We start from the raw sequence: 19,076 nt of genomic DNA, 5'->3' as shown, positions 1-19,076 counted from the left end.
ACAGGCCGATTCCGTGGACCGTCAGCTTATAGGAGATCGAAAAGCAGCTCGAATGGCCAAAATGACGGCGCAAAGCTGCCATGGAGAATGGGTCGCAGCCACTATTGAGCACAAAGTCGAACCGATATTTCAGGTCTTGAAGGGATATGAACGTCCGGCTCGCTATTACGCTTGTGCGGACAGAATATCGCAATATCAAACAGAGAGGCTGAGCCAACGCTCAACAGACCTTTACGAATGGAATGTCTAAAAGCTCTGCCAGCTTTTCAATCTTACCGCCGATGTGGCCGACACCGACGGCACAATGGTGTGCTGGCCCTTGCGCGTTCCAATTCTCCGTAAACGCTCGTGCGCCAATGGAGAATTGATATCGGCTGTTGGTGTTTCCGATTTCCAGGATAGGACCCTCGACCGAAAAGCCCTCAGCGCAAAGCAGCTTGAGCGTGCCCGCGATTTCGACCACGGAAAGCAATGTGACTGGTCCGTGCTTGACGGACATTTCAACGCTGACGCCCGAGCCGACTTTACCGTGGAAAACTTGGAGGGGCCGTATCTTCGTACGGCCTTCGGCTATCTTCGTGTGACCTGGGCCATCATGGCCCATGAGGACGACGTCAGCCTTGAAGTCCATTGCGTAGTACTCTGTGAACGATCCGCCAGAGCCGAAACTGTCCATAATCTTCATCGCCTGAGCGTTCTTGATCTCGTATTCACCAGCAACCGGAATACCCTCGGCCGTCAACATCGAGCACCCGACGATAACGGATGTGATAATGTTCTCGTATTCATGGCCGGGAACGGATTCGTAGTAGTAGGCCAGAGAACCGATGCGCTTGAGTTCCACGAGCTTGCGGAGGGCAACGGCGGTCTTTGCGGCCCGCGTCAGTTCCTCTTCGTCGCAATCGGCCTGCACATCGAAATCGGACTTGATCTTAGCGAGGCATGCCAGGATTTCGCTGTCGGAGACTTCGCGCCTCAAGCGCGCCAGTTCGTCGATTTCCAAAACCTCGATATGCGTGCCGAACACGGCGCTTTGCGCGGTAAATACAGTATCGGCTTCGCCAATCTTCAGCGAGACATCGCCTTTGGCGTCCTTGTCGAAAAAGGAAGATCCTGAAGGCCATGGTTCAGGATGCATTCAAGGTCACGCGACCGAAGAATGGTAACATCAGTACCAGATCACCGTCCGGATCCAGCGGGCTCACGACTTTCTCTCCAATACCGACAAATCGATCAAGGAGATCGCCGGGCTACTAGGCTTCAACTCAGCCTTCCATTTCTCCAATCAGTTCAAACAGTCAACAGATCTCTCCCCAAGCCAATTCAGGCATGCCGTGGGGAACGCTCAAGCTTCACGAAAGTGACCTGATGAAGAATGAAATCGGACAATTTTCTCCGAAAGGAATGCGAAAACAGGGCTCCGTAAAGTAAACCTTCCGGCGGTCGAGTTGTGCGATGTTGCAGGATGACCCAGTCGCTTGTGCGGTAACCGGGAGGGTAACCGTGTGCTGATAGGAAAGCTTTGAAGAGACTGAGATCACTACTTGCGCTTGATCCGATATGAACCGCCGACCCTTCTTGCGCCGCCAAAGATATTGAAAAATCAGCTCCCGCCGCTGCCAAAGGCTTTGATTTGGAAGGGAACGCGGCTATTTGCCACCATAATGCTGTGTTGCAGAATGTAAAATCGTCAGCCCAGCCACGGATCAACGACAATCGCGCCGGTTCCGGCAAAATCTTGAACGTTACGCGTTACGACGGTCAAGCTATGAACCAGCGCAGTCGAGGCGATCAAAGCGTCAGCCTCGTTTCGACGATCTGGGATATGAAGATGAGCGCAACGCGTCGCAATCGCATCATCGATCGAGAGAATACGGCCCTCGAACTCAGGGCGGACGCGTCTGTCCATCCATGTCCGCAAGAGAGCCGCCTGAGACCGATCGCGACGTTGAAGGAGCAATATCCCTCGCTCAATTTCGAGGATCGTGATAGCAGAAATAAACAGATCGCTCGAATGCTGCGAGTTGAGCCAACGCGTAACGTTTACATCTGCCTTGCCGTCTCCGGCCTTACGCAGTTCGGAGACGACGTTGGTATCGAGCAGGTATTTCAAAACAGGTCGACCTCGCGGGTTACGATTTCTGCCCTCGGCGGATCCAGGTCGACCACCGAGAGACCGGGCATTGAAAGCGCGTCAACGAGGCTCCGCCGTTTTCCCGTCAGACGCTCGAACTCGCTGTAGGTCATCAACACATGCGATGGCTTACCACGGTCTGTGATGATAACGGGCCCCATCTGGGCAGCTTTCTTTGCCTTGCTAACGTCGTGATTAACCTCACGGCTGGACAAACTCGTCATACTCATCGAAAGCCTCCTAGTAGGTAGGTAAGTAGGTAGGTAGGTAGGTACGTACCTACATATAAGAGAGATTCGGCTTGGTAGCAACACTTTACGCGACTATAAACCCGGCGCCGTTTAAGTTTGATCGCCGACTTGGTAAAGTGATTCATCCAAATCAAGTGCTTATTCTGGCTCGGGCAAGCTCTTGTATGGGCGATGCCGTCGGCTGTTGCCGCCGCACCTTCGGTCTGATAGCGGCCAAACATCAGGCACAGGTCGAGCGCATGCCACGCGGTGTGTGCTCAAAACTCACGCAAAGGCCGCGCAAGGGAGCGCAACGCAATGAGCGGCAAAGCCGCCAAAGAGCCGAGTCCCATCGCGCTAACCGTCGGCGTGTGCTCAACAGCGACCGGATGGGCGGCCGACAGTCTTGCTATCGGATTGGATGTTGGCTCGTCTGTCGTACGATCATCACCGAGAAACCCAAGATTAGGAGAGTTCGCTTTTTGAAAGTTCGACGCAAAGATTGGATATCTATTCCAGGATTGTCAGGCAGCGGCCGGTGAGCTCAAAGGCCGCGCGTTCGCGTTCGTTCTGAAACGGGATAACTCTTCCGCGGACATCGGGCGCCCTACCATATATCCCTGAAGCTGATCACACCCGGCATCTCGAAGAAAGTCGGCCTGCCCTTCGTTTTCAATCCCCTCTGCTGTGACGGGGATTGATAGTGCCGCGGCGAGCGCGATCGTCGCCTTCAATATGTCTCTTCCACGCCCATCGTCGAATGCCCAAACCAGAGACCGATCGATTTTCATGCTGTCAAAGCCAAATTGTCTAAGCGCTCCGATACTGGCATAACCGCAGCCAAAATCATCGAGAGAAAACCGGACACCAATCTTTTTAAGCTCATCGATAGCCCTTTGCGCGTGGGTTGGGTTCGACATTAGGACACCCTCGGTAATCTCCAGGGTCAGCCGAGTGGGTTCAAAGTTCTCTTCCTTTAAGAGGCTTGCAACCCGGTGTGCGAACGAGGCATTGCACATTTGCACCGGAGAAACATTGACGGACAGCCCAAGCTCCGGCCAGTCGGCAGCCGCTCTTACAGATTGACGTAAAATCAACATGCCCAGTTGATCAATCAGGCCAGAGCGCTCTGCCAAGGGGATGAATATTTCAGGGCTGATTGGACCCGTCGGGCTCTGCCATCGAGCGAGCGCTTCTACACCGTTCAATTTACCGCTCCCTGAGGCGACAAGCGGCTGATAGGCAACACCGATATCGCCATTGACAACGGCACGTTTCAGCTCGTTTTCAAGCACGGCCATCTCTTCGCGGTCGCGGTCGAGTTCCGGCCGATACCCCACGGCCCTTCCCTTGCCGTCGTGCTTTGCCCGATAAAGAGCTAAGTCGGCACGGCGAAGCAATTCGAAGGAGTCGGTGACGTTGACCGAACGCGCGCTGCCAATGCTAACACCAACTTCTACTGTTCGACCTTCGATTTCGAATGGCTTTTCGAAAATCGACAGAACCCGCGCGCAAAAATTCGATGAAGGACCGTGGTCGCACTGGACAAGGGCAAACTCATCGCCCCCCAATCGCGCCGCGGAGACAATTTGCGGGTGGCACTGAGAAATTGTGTTAGCAACTTTTTGGATAAGGACGTCGCCGATCTGATGACCCCAGGTGTCGTTGACCGCCTTGAAGCCGTCAAGATCCAGGAGATGAAGTGTAACATCGTCCCCGTTTTCGAGTGCTTTATCCAAATCCGCCAAAAGCCCGTTTCTGTTCAAAAGGCCGCTGAGACCATCGTGGCTCGCTTCATATCGAGCCAACCGCGCCATTCTCGCCATCCGCCGGGACTCTGCACCTCCGGCAGTTACCACCACGACAAGGAAAACGACCAAGATGACGCCGGCGGCTAGTACTTCATTTCTGACCTCCTGATACACTCGGGTGCCCGGTCGAAGTCTATTCCATCCCAGGTAAGCAACGGGTAGGCCTGAGGCACTCCTCAGCGCGACGACGAGCATATTGCGAGGTGCTTCCTCGTAAAGACGCAGGCCCTCAAGCTGATATTGCTCCGCAAGCAAGCCAAGGTCAGAATCCCGCACGTGCCTGAAGAGCGACAAAACCGCATAAGGGGTACTAATTGTCGTGCCGCCGTCTGGATGTATGATTGTCGATGCCAGGATATCAACACCATCCCACGTCTTGACGAATTCGACAAGCGGCTTTCCCTCATTCTTCAGAGCTGCCGAAGCTTGCGACTGGAGAGTACCTCGGAAGCGAGTCGAGGGATCGAAGGTTGAGCCTTTGTAGCTCGCCATAGCGGTCGCACCGCTGCGCGTCGTTACGATCGCTCCATCGTAGATAGATGCGGCTCCGCTCGTTCCGCGCCATTTCTCAATGGCCCATCGAGAGAATTCCCCCGCTTGCGAAACCTGGTAAGCATCACTCGAGCCGGCATTGTCGAGAAGAGTCATAGAAACCCGGTCTTTGAGAGACCGGATTGCCGACTGGGCTGCTCGAGACGCACGCTCGTCATCACGGATATCTGCAGAGCGGCGCATGGTTGTGATGACATTTGTTGCCAGAGCGCCCAGAGTGACAAGTACTATAACAAACAAGGCAGTGGAGAGAGCAACAGGCCACTTCGAGATGTTGGTCTTCGTTATTGGCATTGGCCTCTCCCCCAGATAAAAAATATAAGCGATATTTTGTAGTTGAATCTTTCCTCGACTTTGAAAACTAACTCAGCCTTATTATCATGTGACTTACGCTTGTGGTTAAAAGCCAGTTAACTTAAATGAACTTGCAACTACTTAACCGGCGTCGGCATCTCGAATATTGGGCGTTGGTTTGTGAAGTACGTCCGGAAAGTTGCGCGGTTGCGTTACTGGCCTACAGTCGAGGGAAGGTATAGATCGAGGCTCGATCTCTTCTTTGCTAACACGAGCATGAATTGCCTTGTCGTGTCTGCGGTCTCCCACGTGACCACTTCTGACGCAGGGCATCAGATTTCGTTGGCATTTGGAATGCTATCCATGCCTTCCCTGGCCGTGACGATGAAAAGGCATCGACACTCAAGCGGGTTTGCTGCAACACCTTGGCATCAAGCCGTGCGGGCGGATCGACGTCGACCAGTTGCCAGGCGGCAAGCTCCGGGTAAAAACGGCTTTACCAACCGGCACGGCACAGCCGGCAGTGAGCAAAGCGATCCGTACGCTCGAAAATCATCTGGGGGGTTGCACTCTTCAAATCGAAGCACGCCGAACGCCACCTTGACGGATCAAGGGCAAAAAATATTTCGACAGAATGAAACCACTGCTCAAGGCGATCGAAGCTACTGATCGAGAAGTTAAGGGCAGCGGCGCCGACATGTCTGGGTCGATCCGCATTGCAGCCCCTACCACATTCGGTCGACTTCACATTCTGCCAACCATTCCGAATTTGCTGGCCGAATATCCTCATCTCCGGGGGGATCTGGTTTTATCGCAGCTTCGGCGGGACATGATCGATGATCGGGTCGATCTGGTGATAAGAGGAGTTGTCGAGGAGCCCGATGCCGTCGCCAGGCGCGTGACAAACCTTTCTCTGGTATGCGTAGGATCTCGCCAATACCTCGAAAAGCACGGCGTCCCGACCCTGGCTGGGTCGAACCCGAGAATCGACGCGCGGACCACTCGGCTCAGCGCCGATTTTTCCGCCAGGCCGTCCTCGTGATCACAGGATGCTTTCTGACATGCAGCCCGCCCGACATGCAGCCCGCGGCGAGGGACTTCAAGGCAGCCTCAGGCGCCACGAAAGACGCATGAGGTTGCCTGGCCCGGCGAGACCTTGTCAATCCAGCGGATTGTAGGCAATGACGTCCATCTCTACCTTGACATCGACCATCATCGGCGATTGGACGGTGGAGCGTGCCGGCGGATGATCGATGAAGTGTTTCTGGAAAACGGCATTAAAGCTGGAGAAATCGCGGGCGTCGTCGAGCCAGACATTAACCTTGACCACATGTTCGAGCGTGCAGTCGGCGAGCGCCAGGACGGACTTGATATTGGCGACCACCTGTTCGGTTTGAACAGCAATATTGCCGACTACGACCTCGCCATCGATGGTTGGCACCTGACCGGAGATGTAGATGAAATCGCCCGCGCGCACGGCCTTGGCGAAAGGTCGGCTCTGGCCGCCTGCCTGGGCGTCGGCGATATCGTAACGAATGATCTTGTTGCTTGTCATGGAAGTGTCTTTCAGTTTTATTTTACAATGCGAATTTGAACCGTTGCCCCTTGGGAGTGGCATCAGTGCGAATCCTGGATGAAATGGCCGGGCGAGACTTCCCGAAAAATGCGCTTCGGCGGAACGTAATCGAATGGACGGATAGGGCTTCTGATCTCTTCAGTCGAAGGTGGTACAGTCCGGCCGCGGCGTGCCGGATCGGGAATAGGCACCGCAGAGATCAGACGGCGGGTATAAGGATGTTGCGGGTTGTCGAAAATTGCCGCCCGCGGACCGATCTCAACGATTTCGCCGAGGAACATCACCGCGACGCGATGGCTCATCCGCTCGACGACGGCCATATCATGGCTGATGAAGAGATAGGCAAGACCATGCTTTTCCTGCAAGTCGAGCAGGAGGTTGGAAACCTGTGCCTTAACTGAAACGTCGAGCGCCGAGACAGCTTCGTCTGCGACGATGAATTTCGGATCGAGTGCCAAGGCACGGGCAATCGAGATGCGCTGCCGCTGGCCGCCGGAAAATTCATGCGGGTGGCGCTCCGCCATCGCCGCCGACAGTCCGACCTGTTCCAGCAGTTCGACGACGCGCTCCTTGGCATCCCGCCGTCCCATCAGCCCATGGGCGAGGATCGGTTCAGCAATCGCCGAACCGACGGTGAGGCGCGGATTGAGCGAGGCAAAGGGGTCCTGAAAGATCATCTGCGAGGTGCGACGCATGGTGCGCAGCTCCCTTGTGCCGGCTTTCGTCACATCCTGGCCGCCGATGACGATCGAGCCTTCGGACGGATTGATAAGCCGGATGATGGCACGGCCGGTCGTCGACTTGCCACAGCCGGATTCGCCCACCAGCGACAGCGTTTCGCCAGGGCGAAGATCGAAGGACACGTCTTCGACCGCATGGACGCGGCCGGTCGGCAGGTCGAAGCGGACGGACAGACGATCGACCTTGAGGATCGGCTCGACGCCCAACGCAACGGCAGACATCTCGCGGCCATCGTTTGCCACGCCGGTCGACGCATCGACCTCCGGGAAACGCTTTGGCGCGACCGCGGCTCCCATGGTGCCGAGACGCGGGATCGAGGCGAGCAGCGACTTGGTGTAAAGCGCCTTGGGAGCGGCGAAGATCTCCTGCGTCGGCCCTGTCTCGATCGTGTCGCCGCGAAACATCACAACGGTACGGTCAGCGATTTCCGCCACAACACCCATGTCATGGGTGATGAACAACACGCCCATGTTTTCGTCCTGCTGCAATTCGCGCAGCAGATGAAGGATTTCAGCCTGGATCGTAACGTCGAGCGCGGTTGTCGGTTCGTCGGCGATCAGAAGCTTCGGGCGACAGGCAAGCGCCATGGCGATCATCACGCGCTGGCGCATGCCGCCGGAGAACTTGTGTGGATATTCGTGGAGGCGTGCCTTTGCCGCCGGGATCCGCACCCGCTCCATCAGCCGCACGGTCTCGGCCTCGGCTTGTGCCCAGGACAGGCCGCGATGCAGGACCAGCGCTTCCGCGATCTGGTTGCCGATGGTAAAGACCGGATTGAGCGACGTCATCGGTTCCTGGAAAATCATGCCGATCGAGCCGCCGCGCACTTTGCGCATCTCGGCTTCGCTTGCAGCAAGCAGGTCCTTGCCATCGAGAAGAATACGGCCTTCAGTGCGTGCCCGACCGGCCGGTAGAAGCCGCATTGTCGATAGCGCGGTGACACTCTTGCCCGAGCCGCTCTCGCCAACGATCGCGACCGTCTCGCCGGCATCGACATGCAGGCTGATATTGCGGATGACGGCCTTCCAGCCTTCCGGTGTCTTGAAAGAGGTCGTCAGGCTCTCGACTGCAAGGACCGGCTTGTTTGTGGTCGCGTCGGTCATGATCAGCTTTCCTTGGCGAGACGCGGATCGACAAGATCGCGCAGGCCGTCGCCAAGCAATTGCAGGGAGAGAACGCAGAAGACGATGGCAAGGCCCGGAAAAACCATCAGCCACGGTGCGTTGTTCATATATTCGCGCCCCGACGCCAGCATCGTGCCCCAGGTCGGCATGTCGGTGGAAACGCCGACGCCGAGGAAGGAGAGGCTTGCCTCCGCGAGCATCGCCGAGGCAAAGACGAAGGTCGACTGCACGAGGATGGGCGAGGCCAGATTGAGCAGCACGTGACGGACAAGGATCTGCCAGGTTGGGAGCCCCATGGCGACGGCTGCCTCGATATAGGGCAGTTCACGCAGGACCAGCGTCGAGCCACGGATAATGCGGGCCAGGCGTGGCGCATAGGTGATGCCAAGCGCCAGGATGACGGTGGTGAGCGACGGCCCGAGCGCTGCAACGAGCGCGATCGCCAGCAGGATGTCCGGGAAGGACATCATTGCATCCAGCAGGCGAGAGATCGGCGCATCGAGGCCGCGAAAGAACCCGGCCGCAACGCCGAGGATCACCCCGAGCACGGTCGAGATGAAGACGACGCCGAGGCTGACCAGAAGCGAGATGCGGCCCGCAAAGATGGCGCGGGAAAAGATATCACGGCCGAATTCGTCGGTTCCAAAAAAGTGGACCATGGATGGCGGCTTCAGCTTGTTGACAATCGACAGTTTGTTCGGCGCATAGGGCGCGACAAAGGGGGCCAGCAGCGCTGCGAAGACGACGACGACCAGAATGATTGCGCCGAAAAGCATGGCTCGGTTGCCGAGCAGGCGGCGTAGGCCGGAGGACAAGGGCATGGAGACGGAAGCCATGGTGATCATAGGCGCACCCGTGGATCGACGACGATATAGAGCATGTCGACGATGAAATTGATGAGAACGTAAATGGCGGCGACTGTGAGCAACGCGCCCTGAATGACCGGATAGTCGCGGCGCAGGACAGCCGAGACCACGAGATTGCCGACGCCAGGCAGACCAAAGACGGTCTCCGTGACAACCGCACCGGCGACCAGCATGGCGACCGACAGGCCGATGACGGTGATGATCGGTATCATCGCGTTTTTCAACGCGTGCTTGAGGACAACGCGACCTTCCCCGGCGCCCTTGGCCCGGGCGGTGCGGACATAATCCTCACCGAGGACATCAAGCATGGCAGCGCGGGTGAAGCGGGTGATCAGCGCCGAATTGACGATGCCGAGTGCGACAGCCGGCAGCACGAGATGATGCAGCCGTTCGAGAAAGGGTGTCTCGGGGCCGCCGTAGCCGGAGGCCGGGAAGCAGCCCTGACCGACGGCGAAGATCTGGATGAGCATCAGCCCGAGCCAGAAGCTTGGCACGCTGGCCGCAACCATGGTGAGCGTGACGACGATCTGGTCGAAGATCGTTCCGCGCTTGACCGCCGACAGGATGCCGACAGGCAAGGCTATGCCGACCGCGATCAGGATTGAGAAAAGCGTCAGGAAGAAAGTCGGCTCGGCACGCGAGGCAAGTGCCGTCGTCACCGGCTGATTCAGGAAGATCGACTGGCCGAGGTCACCATGCAGTATGCCCAACACGAACTGGCCATACTGGACGATCATCGGTGCATCGAGCCCCATCTTGGTGCGCAGCTGGGCGATGTCCGCAGGGGTCGCATCCGACCCCAGCATGACTGCGGCCGGATCGCCAGGCGTCACGCGAACGATGATGAAGACCACCGCTACGACGAGGGCGAGCACGACGGCCATGCCCCCCAACCGTGTTAAAAGTGCCTGTGCGATCGTAGCCATGGTCGTTCCAAGCCCTACTTCTTCGGATTGACGTTCCAGAAATGCGGCCAGTAGGTTGGCTCGTATCCGGAAACGCCGTTTGCGAGACCGGAAACCGCATTGAAGTTGCCGACTTTAAAGAGCGAGGCGTCATCATAGATGGCTGTCTGGATACCGTCCCAGGCCTTCTTCTTGGCATCATCGGTGGTTGCATCCATGTAAGCTGCAACAGCCTTTGTCTTCTGGTTGGAAACGTACCAGCCCGGATAGCTGTCGGTGATGGTGTTGATCGTGGTAGGGTCGCCCGGAAAGTTGGAATGGGTGATGAAGATGTCCCACTCCTTTGGATCGGCGCGCCGGGTGGTCAGCGTTGCCCAGTCGACAACCTGCAGGTCGACCTTGAAACCGGCAGCTTCCATATAGGCCTTGGCGACTTCGCCGATTTTGTAGTGGAATTCGTACTGGCGGCTGGTCATGAGGCGTAGCGGCGTGCCGTCATAGCCGGCTTCCTTTAGAAGCTTGCCAGCGGCTTCCTGATCGCCTTCTCCGTACCGGGCAACGCCGGCTTCGGTGTGCCAGAAGGAGCCCTTCGGGAAAATCGAGCCATCGACGCTGAAGAAGCGGTCATCGGAGAAGGCGGCCAGCATCATGTCATTGGCGTTGAGGGCTGCTTGCACCGCCTGACGCAGCTGCTTATTGACCAGAAGGCCCTGCTTCATATTCATGTTCATCGAAGCCCAGCCGGCATTCTTGAAGATCACGGGTTTGGCGTTGCCGCTCTTTTCGACACGCTCGTAGGCGCTGACAGGCAACGAATCCGCATAATCGAACTGCCCGGAAATCAGGCCTTCGACGCGAGTGTTGGCATCTGGAACAGGAACGAACCGGATTTCCTTGGCGATCGCCTCTCGCTTGCCGGCATAGTTGCTCGGCGTGCCCTGCGGCGACTTGTAGCCGTCGAAGCGGACGAGCTGGGTGTACTGGTCGGGCTTGCGCTCCTTCAGTTCGTAAGGGCCGGTACCGATGAAATCGGTGAGCGTATCCTTGACCTTTTCGGAGGGCATGATCACGCAGGCCTGCGACAGAGTGGCCAGCAGCGGCGCATAACGCGATTTCAGCTTGATGATGACGGCATGATCACCGTCTTCTACAAGGCTGTCGATGATGGCGGCAACCTGCTTGCCCTTCGAATTGATCGCCATCCACCGCTTTAGCGAGGCGGTCACGTCCTTGGCGTCGAAGTCGCTGCCGTCGTGAAACTTCACGCCTTCGCGCAGCGGGATCCTGTAGGTCATGCCGTCTTCGGAAATCGTCGGCATGGCAGCGGCGAGCAGCGGAACCGACTTCCATTCTGCGTCATAGGTATAGAGCGTCTCGAAAATATGCTGGTCGATGGTCAGAACGATATCGGTCGGCGTCTGCATGACATCGAGCGTCGGCGGCTCGCCGATCGTGGCAACGGTCAAGACGCCGTCACTTTTCTGAGCCAATGCCAGATTGCTCGTACCGGCCAATGCCGCAAGCGTCATCAAAACAAGTGCACTGTGTTTCATCGTCATCCCCTTGTTGTTTTCGGTTCGGCCAGTTCTTTCGGCGCGGTTTCTGCCGGTCGAGAATTCAGCTATCCAGCCCCAGCGGATCGGCAACGCGCGGCCAGAGTTCGAGGCTCGCCTTGCGATAAAGCGTCGTTGCAGGATCGGTCGGATAGGAAGTCGGCGCGGCGATATAGACGATGTCTGACGAGACGGGTTGGAAACCGGCATAAAAATGATTGGTCGACTTGATCAGGAGCCAACACTTCCCGGCGAAATCGATACCCTGGTTGGAGAAGATATCCGGCTCGTAGGTCTGCGTGCGGCTTGTGATCAGGACGATATCGATGTGGGTACCGACCGGCCTGATGACCGCGGCACTGCCGAGCGTGACGCGCGAATTGCGGAAACTCTGCCAACCGGCATCGAAGACTTTTTGCACGGTGACGCGCAGGTCGAGCGGTTCGCCGCCCTCCGGGCCGGACTTGCCGCCGACGCGCAGAGAAAGTTCGGCGCCCTCGCCCGCTGCATGGCAAAAGGTGACGGCGATGGGGTCCCAGATCGTCGCAACGGCGAAATTGTCCATGCCGCGTTCCATCATCCGGCGCAGGACATGGGTGGCGTCACCGGCGACGCCACCGCCGGGATTGTCCCAGACGTCTGCGATGGTGACCGGCTTTTCAAGATGGGCGGCGCGGATGGCGACCGCCTTGTCGAGGCCCGCCTCGGTGTCGACCATCGGCATCGCGGTCTCGCGGCGGAGGCCGTAGAGCTCGCGACCAAGGCCTGCCGCTAGTTCGTCGCCCTTTTGCCTGTCATTGTCGGTGACGACGACGATGCGGGTTCCCATATCGGGCACGTCGCCGGCCATGAAGCCGTGAATGACCGAGGCCGATAGGATGCCGTCCTTGCCCTCCATCGCCTGCATCCGATCGACGAAGGAGCGCATCGGCTCCCGGCTCGTCGGGAAAATCGTGATCATACGGCAGTCGAAGGTAGAGATGACCGGCTTGATCTGTCCGCGCAGGGCCTGGAGCGCAAGCTCGACGACATGTTCCCCGCGCTGTTCGAAATCCGTATGCGGGAACTCCAGGAACGCGGCCATGAGATCGAGATTAGCAACACGAAGCGCCGTCAGATGGCTGTGCGGGTCGAATTCGGCAGCGATGAGGACATCCGGGCCGACCATGTCGCGAATATGCGAGAGGAAATCGCCCTCCGGATCGTCATACCCTTGAGCGGCCATTGCGCCATGCAGGCCGAGCACCACGCCATCGACCGGCAGGGTTGCCTTCAGCTCGGCGAGGATCTGGTCGCGCAAGGTCTCGTAGGTCTGCCGCTGGATGAGACCGGCCGGTTCCGCCCAGCATGACGTGCCTTCGATGACGGTGAAGCCTTCCTGCTTGCCGCGGCGGCGCAGGATCGGGACAACGGCGGAGCAGAGCGTCGGTGTGTCCGGATGTTCGCCTGGCCCGGCATAAAATGCCGCCTTGAAGGCGTTCATATCCGTTGGCACGGGAGAAAAGGTGTTCGTTTCAGTCGCCAGCGAGGCGGTGAAGATGCGCATGTCTGTCGCCTAAATACCCGCCGGCCTCCGAGCCACCGCAAGGGGGCAGGTACCGACGTTAGATTGTCTATCTGTCTAGTTCCCGCCTGCCGGGCCGCCGTGTGCGACCGTCAGAACTGCAACTATCGAAGTGCCCCCGGACATGGGATTCCCTGTTTTCTGTAAAATTCCCACTCACCGTTTCGGTGTAATTTATTTTCTCCAATATGCGTCAAAGCCGTTTGAAGTCAATTGACGATCTGATTTTTTGGTTATTTCTGTAATTTATTTTCTAGACAGGGGAAAACTTGGAAAAATTCTCAGACCGCGCTCGCGGCCGCAGAAACGGACATGGCGCTTCGATATCTGCGTCCTATTTTGAATCAACAGGTTCTGCCATTCGCGATAGTCTGTTGAAGAGGGCGCCGATTGACCGAGAATGAAAAGGCCACCAGCCTAAAGCATCTAATTTTCATCACTGAGCCGAGGCTGGGCTCTGGCCGGAGCCGGATGGGGATTGGGCGTGGGACGCTTCGCAGACCTACCCCTGCACTGAGAGCCCAAGCGGCTGGTTCCGGCTACGGAAAACGCCGCGGCAGCAAACGCTGGGAATGCACGCGCGCAACGGCCGGCGATAGGCGCCTGCGTTTATTATCGCCAGGCTGCCGAGTTCGATTGATGCCTACCGACATCATGCTATGAAAAATTCGCGGCGGTGAAACTGATTTTCATCGATGCCTTCTGTTTCCCTGTGGCGTTTCGAGGAAAAGACCCAATGGACCTGTTTCACGCTCTTTCCGATGAAAATGGAAAACTCTCGGGCCTGGACGCCAGGCTGGCGAAGTTCTCGCTGGAGAATGTGGATGCCGTCGTCAATTTCTCGATCATCGAGCTCGCAGCACGCGCGGGCGTGTCACCACCGACCGTGACGCGGTTTTGCCGACGGCTGGGCTGCCAGGGCTATTCCGACTTCAAGGTACAACTCGCCAAGATGGCCTATGTCGGCTTGCGATACCTGAAGCCCGATGCACCGACGGCGACCGTTGAAGAGGTTGCACACGATATCGTCTCGAAGGCCCAGAATTCGCTGTTCGAGCTTCATCGGCAGCTTGACCTTGCCGCCATCGAGAAGGCGGCTCAGATGTTGCAGGCTGCCGAGTTCATCCAGGCCTTCGGTGCGAGCGGCAATTCGGCTATGATCGTCAACGAATTGCACAACCGCCTGTTTCGTCTCGGCTGCCGCATCCATTCATCCAACGACCATGGCATGAACCAAATGATCTCTGCCTCGGCACAGCCGGGCACCGTCGTTTTCGGCTCGTCGTTCACCGGTCGAGACATGGAGCTTGTCCGCTGTCTGGAGCTTTTGCGGGAGCGCTCGATCCCGACCATCGCGATGACGCAGGGCGGTTCGCCAGTCGCTGCTGCGGCCGACGTGGTGATCGCGATCGAAATGCCGGAGGGCAAGAACATCTTTCGCCCGACCTCCACCCGCTATGCCTATCTGGCAGCGATCGACATCCTGGCAAACATGGTCGCCTATGCCGACCGGACCACGGCCCTGAAGTCGCTGCGCGCGATCAAGGAGCAACTGGTGCGCAATCGCGACGGCGACGACCGCCAGCTTCTGGGCGATTGAAAGCGGCAAGGTAGACTGACCGCTGACGGCATGCTGGAGCAGCCTGACCAGAACTGATTCAGATATCCGACGCTCTCTCGCCGCGGCGTCGAACATTGTGTTCAGGAGGACCGATCGGGCCTGCAGGGGCCCGATCGGCAACGCTTATTTATTCCGCAGCGACAATCTTGCCGCCGTCCCACTTGTAAAGGGAGAAGCTTTGCGAGGTGAGGTCGCCTGTCTCGCCGTAGGTCAGATTGCCGATTGCGGTCGCGATAGGCTGACCGGACTTGATGGCCTTTGACACCGCATCGACGTCTTCGGCGCTGCCGGCCTTCTCGATGCCTGCCTTCAGGACTTGAACGGCGGCGTAGGCGTTCAGGGTGAAGGCCTCGGCAGGAATGTTCTTGGCCTTGAGCGCATCGGATGCGGCCTTTGAATCGGGGCTCCTGATTGCGTCCGCCGCATTAGTGAAGATCGTTCCAGCGGCAGCCTCCGTGCCTATCTTCCAAAATTCCGTGTTGGAAAGGCCGTCGCCGCCGATCAGCGTTGCCTTGACCGACAGATCGGCTAGCTGCCGGACAAGCAGGCCGCCTTCGGGATGGTATCCGCCGAAATAGATCACGTCGATCTTTTCCGACTTCAGGCGCGTGGTCAGGGCCGAGAAATCCTTATCGCCCGGATTGATGGCATCATCGATGACTTCCTTGGTGCCGGCCGCATTCAGCGTCGCCTTAAAGGCATCCGCCAGACCTTTGCCATAGGCACCCTTGTCGTTGATAATGGCGATCCGTTTGCCGCTGAAGTTCTTGAGGACGTAACGAGCTGCAACTTCGGCTTGCTGGTCGTCGCGTCCGCATGTGCGCAGGACATTCGTCAGGCCGCGCTTTGTCAAGTCGGGTGCCGTTGCGGTCGGCGTGACCATCAGGACGCCGTTTTCGGAGAAGACGTCGGAGGCAGGGATGGCAACGCCCGATGTGACCGGACCGACGACGAAATGGATATCCTGGCCGACGAGCTGGTTGGCGCCGGAAACACCCTGCTTGGGTTCGCCCGCGTCGTCAGCGGTTTCCAGCACGACTTTCTGGCCCAGAATGCCGCCGGTCTTGTTGATCTCTTCGATAGCGGTTTCAACACCGTTCTTCACCTGATCGCCATAGGCGGCGACGGGGCCGGTCAGGGGCGCGATCAGTCCAATTGTTACGTCTGCGTGGGCCAGGGGCGCAAATGCAATCGAAGCGGCGAATGTCGCTCCTGTCAAAGTCTTGAAACCCATTACTCTCTCCTTGGGAATATGATTGCCGAGTTCGAGGCCCTGGCGCTGAAACGTCGAGCGTCGGAGCCAGCGACCGGTGAACGGTCGTTGCGGCCATTTTTGGCTTCGAAACGTCCATGCGCGTTCTATGGCGCCGGTCGGATTTGCGCAAGAAGTTACCCATTCGAATGAATGGCATATATTCAGCGCTTACGAAGGAATGCGACGCGCAACCGGAGGGCAGTGCGGTTAGGGAGCCGAGAGCTTCATCCCTGAGCTTCGCCTTGGGACGTGGAGCACACGAGGCGTTCAGACCGTCTCGCCCGCCCCCATCTCTTGCCAGGCATCGTAGCAAGACAGCACGGTTTCCATCTGCGCCGTGTGGCCGGCGATGAATTCGTCACCATAGATGGTTTCGTCGGGATATTCGGTGATCAGCGTCATCGGTACGGTGTGGCGGTCGTCGACCGAGCACAGGCAGGGAAAGCCGTTGATAATCTGAAAGCCGGTTTCGCCGGCATGGATCTCGTAGAGCGCAATCTGCCGGTCGTTATACGCCAGTAGGCCTGGGATCTGTCCGAGATGGCGTGTAACCCGATCCAGCAGAATTTCAGAGCGCTTTTCCCACTCGGGATGGTGGCGCATGATGAGGAAGAACCCCTTCGGCAGTGTCCACATGCCAAAGCCGCGCGGCACATAGCCGGAGAGCGGCCTTGTCCATTCGTGGCTCGGATAGCCGTGCAGGTTGACATGCAACTGAGCGTTGCTCAGCGCCTGCGCTTGGATCCTGATCTGCTTCTCATTCAGATGGGGGCCGGCGGTTTCCACCGTGCGGTATTCCAGATCGTCACCGAGTGCCGTGTAGCGGGCAGCGTGATGCATGTGGCAGGGATTGTCGTGCCGCAGGCGTTGATGCACCGCGTAGCCATCGGGGTTTTCGAGAGGTGACAGGGTAAAGTGGGCACCTCGACGCGCCTGCAACCGCGCGGCTGCGCGCAGCGCGCCGACGATGCCGGATGTCTCGTTCGGATGCTGGCCGGCACTGATCATGACAGGCAGATCGCGACCCTGGATATATCGCGCCGACACCGCGCGGCCGGAGCGGGCGCGTGCCGCAAACGCCTGCCCTCCAATCGCCTCCAGTCGGTCGGCGATTTCGCGTGCGGCCAGTGGTTCCCGCGCGCTGTCGATCGCCTGATCGGCCCCGTCTTGAAAATCCGTCGACAAGGAGCGCGTCGAGATCGTCACGGAAATAGCTCCCTTGCTTTTGACGATTTCAGGGACGATCTGGCCGGGCTTCAGGCCCCGGTCGCCAAGCGTGCGGCCGGACTTCTGCTGAAAGAACTCCAGCAGGGAAAAATAGAGATCCTCGTGCAGCGCTTCGCGAAGGCTCAGAACCTCGTGGCTGATGTGGAGCGGCTCGTCCTCGGCCGGATGGTCGACGCGGATATTGAGCTCCTCGAAATAGGGCTCTTCCACCCCCCAAGCATGCCCGGTGACGGCGCCGACAGCCGCTTCGAACAGTACCTCGTAATCGGTCTCCAGCCGCTCTCCCGGGTCGGTGCCGGCGTGACGCAGCCAGCCGGTTGGCGACAGGTTGGTTTCTCCCACGGTGTCGCGGTGGACGCGGTTCGGGGCGAGCACGCGGTGGGTTTCCGTCTTGCCAGCGCGCAGCAGCGTGACATTGTAGGCAAGGGTGTCGTCGGTGCTCGGGATGAAATCGATCTTGGCATCCCCGACCAACGCCGCCAGCGGATAGGCTTCCAGCCGAAAACGGTTTTCTGGCGCTGCCGGATGCACGGGGTAGCGGATCTCTATGCTCTCGACGCCGGAAAGATCGACGTCCTCGAGAAAGAATGTGAGCAAGGGCTTGTAGGCACTGCGGATGCGCGCGGTGACGCCCAAGGCGGACAGCCGTGCTTCCTCAGCCCTGCGGCTTTTGGCATCGTCGAAGGTCCAGGCCTCGTAGCGGGCGCCGGGGGTTGCGGGAAGCCGGTCCAGCGTGCGCATGATGCTGTGCTTAAAAATTTCGGTCATGGTGCTACCTCGAGGTTCTGCCGGTCGGATCCAGGCTGTCGCGCAGCCAGTCGCCGAGAAGGTTGAGGCCAAGCACCGTCAGCAAAATGGCAAGGCCGGGGAAGACGCTGACCCACCAAGCGGTCTGCAGATAGGTGCGTCCGTCGGCCAGCATGCCACCCCAGCTCGGAATGGTCGGGTCGACGCCGAGGCCGAGGAAGGTCAGGCTGCTTTCCAGAAGAATGTTGTTGGCAACATTGAGCGTGGTGAGCACGATCACCGGGCCGACCAGGTTTGGCAAAAGGTGCTGGAAGATGATGCGCCAGTCGGCGACCCCGATGGCGCGGGCCGACAGGATGAACTCCCGCTCACGCAACGTCAGCACGGAGCCGCGCACCAGCCGGGCATACTGCACCCATTGCGACACGATCAAAAGGACGATGGTGTTGGTCAGGCTACCGCCGACGATTGCGATGAAGGTGATGGCGAGCAGAATGAACGGCAGGGCCAACTGGATATCGGCAAAGCGCATAACGAGCATGTCCCAGAAGCCGCGATAATAGCCGGCCACCAGCCCCATCACCACGCCGATGACGACGGCGCCGGCGACTGAGGTAAAGCCGACCAGCAGCGAGATCTTCCCGCCGGCCACGACCCGGGCAAGGACATCGCGCCCCAACGGATCGGTGCCGAAGGGGTGGGCCAGGCTGACAAAGGGCCTCATCAGGCGCGCCATCAGGTCGAGGCGGTCGGCACCACCGGGAAAGAGCACGTCGGACAACAGCACGCAGACGCAGATGATCAGCGTCAGTGCGGCGCCGAGAATGAATTCGAGGCTGGCGAAACGCGAGCGGCGAGATGTGGCGGTGGCCATCT

15 protein-coding genes and 1 pseudogene are annotated in these 19,076 nt (G+C 58.6%); 3 read left to right on the top strand and 13 right to left on the bottom strand.

Going from position 1 to position 19,076, the window contains the following annotated elements:
• Nucleotides 1–220 precede the first annotated feature (220 nt).
• Nucleotides 221–1,042, bottom strand: a pseudogene (locus PR018_RS19815) (L-arabinose isomerase family protein); the annotation flags it as partial.
• Nucleotides 1,043–1,178: 136 nt separating this feature from the next.
• Between PR018_RS19815 and PR018_RS19810 the strand changes: the two are divergent.
• A complete protein-coding gene (locus PR018_RS19810) occupies nt 1,179–1,364 on the top strand; it encodes a helix-turn-helix domain-containing protein (protein ID WP_142831637.1) in 186 nt (61 codons plus the stop codon).
• A gap of 326 nt (nt 1,365–1,690) precedes the next feature.
• On the opposite strand, the gene PR018_RS19805 is transcribed toward PR018_RS19810, so the two are convergent.
• The 3 genes from PR018_RS19805 to PR018_RS19795 form a co-directional block, all read right to left on the bottom strand.
• Nucleotides 1,691–2,113 carry a type II toxin-antitoxin system VapC family toxin gene (locus PR018_RS19805; protein WP_142831626.1) on the bottom strand — a complete coding sequence of 141 codons (423 nt, stop codon included), beginning with the start codon at nt 2,111–2,113 and terminating at the stop codon, nt 1,691–1,693.
• The gene (locus PR018_RS19800) at nt 2,110–2,364 is read right to left on the bottom strand and encodes a type II toxin-antitoxin system Phd/YefM family antitoxin (RefSeq protein WP_142831627.1); all 255 of its coding nucleotides are present in this window, start codon (nt 2,362–2,364) and stop codon (nt 2,110–2,112) included. Before PR018_RS19800 ends, PR018_RS19805 begins: the two co-directional genes overlap by 4 nt.
• Nucleotides 2,365–2,888: 524 nt before the next feature.
• Entirely contained in the window at nt 2,889–5,021 is a 2,133-nt protein-coding gene (locus PR018_RS19795) for a putative bifunctional diguanylate cyclase/phosphodiesterase (RefSeq protein ID WP_142831628.1), read from the bottom strand.
• A 634-nt stretch (nt 5,022–5,655) separates the two neighbouring features.
• On the opposite strand from PR018_RS19795, the gene PR018_RS19790 reads away from it, so the two are divergent.
• Nucleotides 5,656–6,063 carry a LysR substrate-binding domain-containing protein gene (locus PR018_RS19790; protein WP_341798996.1) on the top strand — a complete coding sequence of 136 codons (408 nt, stop codon included), beginning with the start codon at nt 5,656–5,658 and terminating at the stop codon, nt 6,061–6,063.
• A 117-nt stretch (nt 6,064–6,180) separates the two neighbouring features.
• Here PR018_RS19790 and PR018_RS19785 read toward each other — a convergent pair whose 3' ends face one another.
• The 6 genes from PR018_RS19785 to PR018_RS19760 form a co-directional block, all read right to left on the bottom strand.
• On the bottom strand, nt 6,181–6,576 hold the full coding sequence (locus tag PR018_RS19785) for a RidA family protein (RefSeq protein WP_142831629.1): 396 nt from the start codon (nt 6,574–6,576) through the stop codon (nt 6,181–6,183).
• 62 nt (nt 6,577–6,638) lie between these two features.
• Nucleotides 6,639–8,441: an ABC transporter ATP-binding protein gene (locus PR018_RS19780; RefSeq protein ID WP_142831630.1), complete on the bottom strand. Its 1,803-nt coding sequence runs from the start codon at nt 8,439–8,441 to the stop codon at nt 6,639–6,641.
• A 2-nt stretch (nt 8,442–8,443) separates the two neighbouring features.
• Nucleotides 8,444–9,307 carry an ABC transporter permease gene (locus PR018_RS19775; protein ID WP_425064165.1) on the bottom strand — a complete coding sequence of 288 codons (864 nt, stop codon included), beginning with the start codon at nt 9,305–9,307 and terminating at the stop codon, nt 8,444–8,446.
• Complete coding sequence (locus PR018_RS19770; protein ID WP_142831639.1) at nt 9,304–10,245, bottom strand: ABC transporter permease; 942 nt, start codon at nt 10,243–10,245, stop codon at nt 9,304–9,306. Before PR018_RS19770 ends, PR018_RS19775 begins: the two co-directional genes overlap by 4 nt.
• 23 nt (nt 10,246–10,268) lie before the next feature.
• Nucleotides 10,269–11,786: an ABC transporter substrate-binding protein gene (locus PR018_RS19765; RefSeq protein WP_209207051.1), complete on the bottom strand. Its 1,518-nt coding sequence runs from the start codon at nt 11,784–11,786 to the stop codon at nt 10,269–10,271.
• 64 nt (nt 11,787–11,850) lie between these two features.
• Nucleotides 11,851–13,332, bottom strand: coding sequence for a M81 family metallopeptidase (locus PR018_RS19760; RefSeq protein ID WP_142831699.1), 1,482 nt, complete (start codon nt 13,330–13,332; stop codon nt 11,851–11,853).
• Nucleotides 13,333–14,086: 754 nt separating this feature from the next.
• Here PR018_RS19760 and PR018_RS19755 point away from each other — a divergent pair.
• Entirely contained in the window at nt 14,087–14,950 is an 864-nt protein-coding gene (locus PR018_RS19755; RefSeq protein WP_142831700.1) for a MurR/RpiR family transcriptional regulator, read from the top strand.
• A 148-nt stretch (nt 14,951–15,098) separates the two neighbouring features.
• Here PR018_RS19755 and PR018_RS19750 read toward each other — a convergent pair whose 3' ends face one another.
• From PR018_RS19750 to PR018_RS19740, 3 genes are all read right to left on the bottom strand, one after another.
• Nucleotides 15,099–16,205: a branched-chain amino acid ABC transporter substrate-binding protein gene (locus PR018_RS19750; RefSeq protein WP_142831701.1), complete on the bottom strand. Its 1,107-nt coding sequence runs from the start codon at nt 16,203–16,205 to the stop codon at nt 15,099–15,101.
• Between the two features lie 288 nt (nt 16,206–16,493).
• Nucleotides 16,494–18,221, bottom strand: a complete 1,728-nt coding sequence (locus PR018_RS19745; RefSeq protein WP_142831702.1) for a M14 family metallopeptidase — start codon at nt 18,219–18,221, stop codon at nt 16,494–16,496.
• 4 nt (nt 18,222–18,225) lie between these two features.
• Nucleotides 18,226–19,074, bottom strand: a complete 849-nt coding sequence (locus tag PR018_RS19740; RefSeq protein ID WP_142831703.1) for an ABC transporter permease — start codon at nt 19,072–19,074, stop codon at nt 18,226–18,228.
• Nucleotides 19,075–19,076: the final 2 nt, after the last annotated feature.

It is taken from the genome of Rhizobium rhododendri, assembly GCF_007000325.2.
Lineage (GTDB): Bacteria > Pseudomonadota > Alphaproteobacteria > Rhizobiales > Rhizobiaceae > Rhizobium > Rhizobium rhododendri.
The sequence above is the reverse complement of the archived record's forward strand: the minus strand, read 5'-3'. Positions and strand labels throughout refer to the sequence as shown.

What these genes read in the sequence shown, in the direction of transcription:
- PR018_RS19800 (WP_142831627.1), bottom strand. Translation starts at nt 2,364, where the DNA reads ATGAGTATGACGAGTTTGTCCAGCCGTGAGGTTAATCACGACGTTAGC.
- PR018_RS19795 (WP_142831628.1), bottom strand. Translation starts at nt 5,021, where the DNA reads ATGCCAATAACGAAGACCAACATCTCGAAGTGGCCTGTTGCTCTCTCC.
- PR018_RS19790 (WP_341798996.1), top strand. Translation starts at nt 5,656, where the DNA reads ATGAAACCACTGCTCAAGGCGATCGAAGCTACTGATCGAGAAGTTAAG.
- PR018_RS19785 (WP_142831629.1), bottom strand. Translation starts at nt 6,576, where the DNA reads ATGACAAGCAACAAGATCATTCGTTACGATATCGCCGACGCCCAGGCA.
- PR018_RS19780 (WP_142831630.1), bottom strand. Translation starts at nt 8,441, where the DNA reads ATGACCGACGCGACCACAAACAAGCCGGTCCTTGCAGTCGAGAGCCTG.
- PR018_RS19775 (WP_425064165.1), bottom strand. Translation starts at nt 9,307, where the DNA reads ATGATCACCATGGCTTCCGTCTCCATGCCCTTGTCCTCCGGCCTACGC.
- PR018_RS19765 (WP_209207051.1), bottom strand. Translation starts at nt 11,786, where the DNA reads ATGAAACACAGTGCACTTGTTTTGATGACGCTTGCGGCATTGGCCGGT.
- PR018_RS19760 (WP_142831699.1), bottom strand. Translation starts at nt 13,332, where the DNA reads ATGCGCATCTTCACCGCCTCGCTGGCGACTGAAACGAACACCTTTTCT.
- PR018_RS19755 (WP_142831700.1), top strand. Translation starts at nt 14,087, where the DNA reads ATGGACCTGTTTCACGCTCTTTCCGATGAAAATGGAAAACTCTCGGGC.
- PR018_RS19750 (WP_142831701.1), bottom strand. Translation starts at nt 16,205, where the DNA reads ATGGGTTTCAAGACTTTGACAGGAGCGACATTCGCCGCTTCGATTGCA.
- PR018_RS19745 (WP_142831702.1), bottom strand. Translation starts at nt 18,221, where the DNA reads ATGACCGAAATTTTTAAGCACAGCATCATGCGCACGCTGGACCGGCTT.
- PR018_RS19740 (WP_142831703.1), bottom strand. Translation starts at nt 19,074, where the DNA reads ATGGCCACCGCCACATCTCGCCGCTCGCGTTTCGCCAGCCTCGAATTC.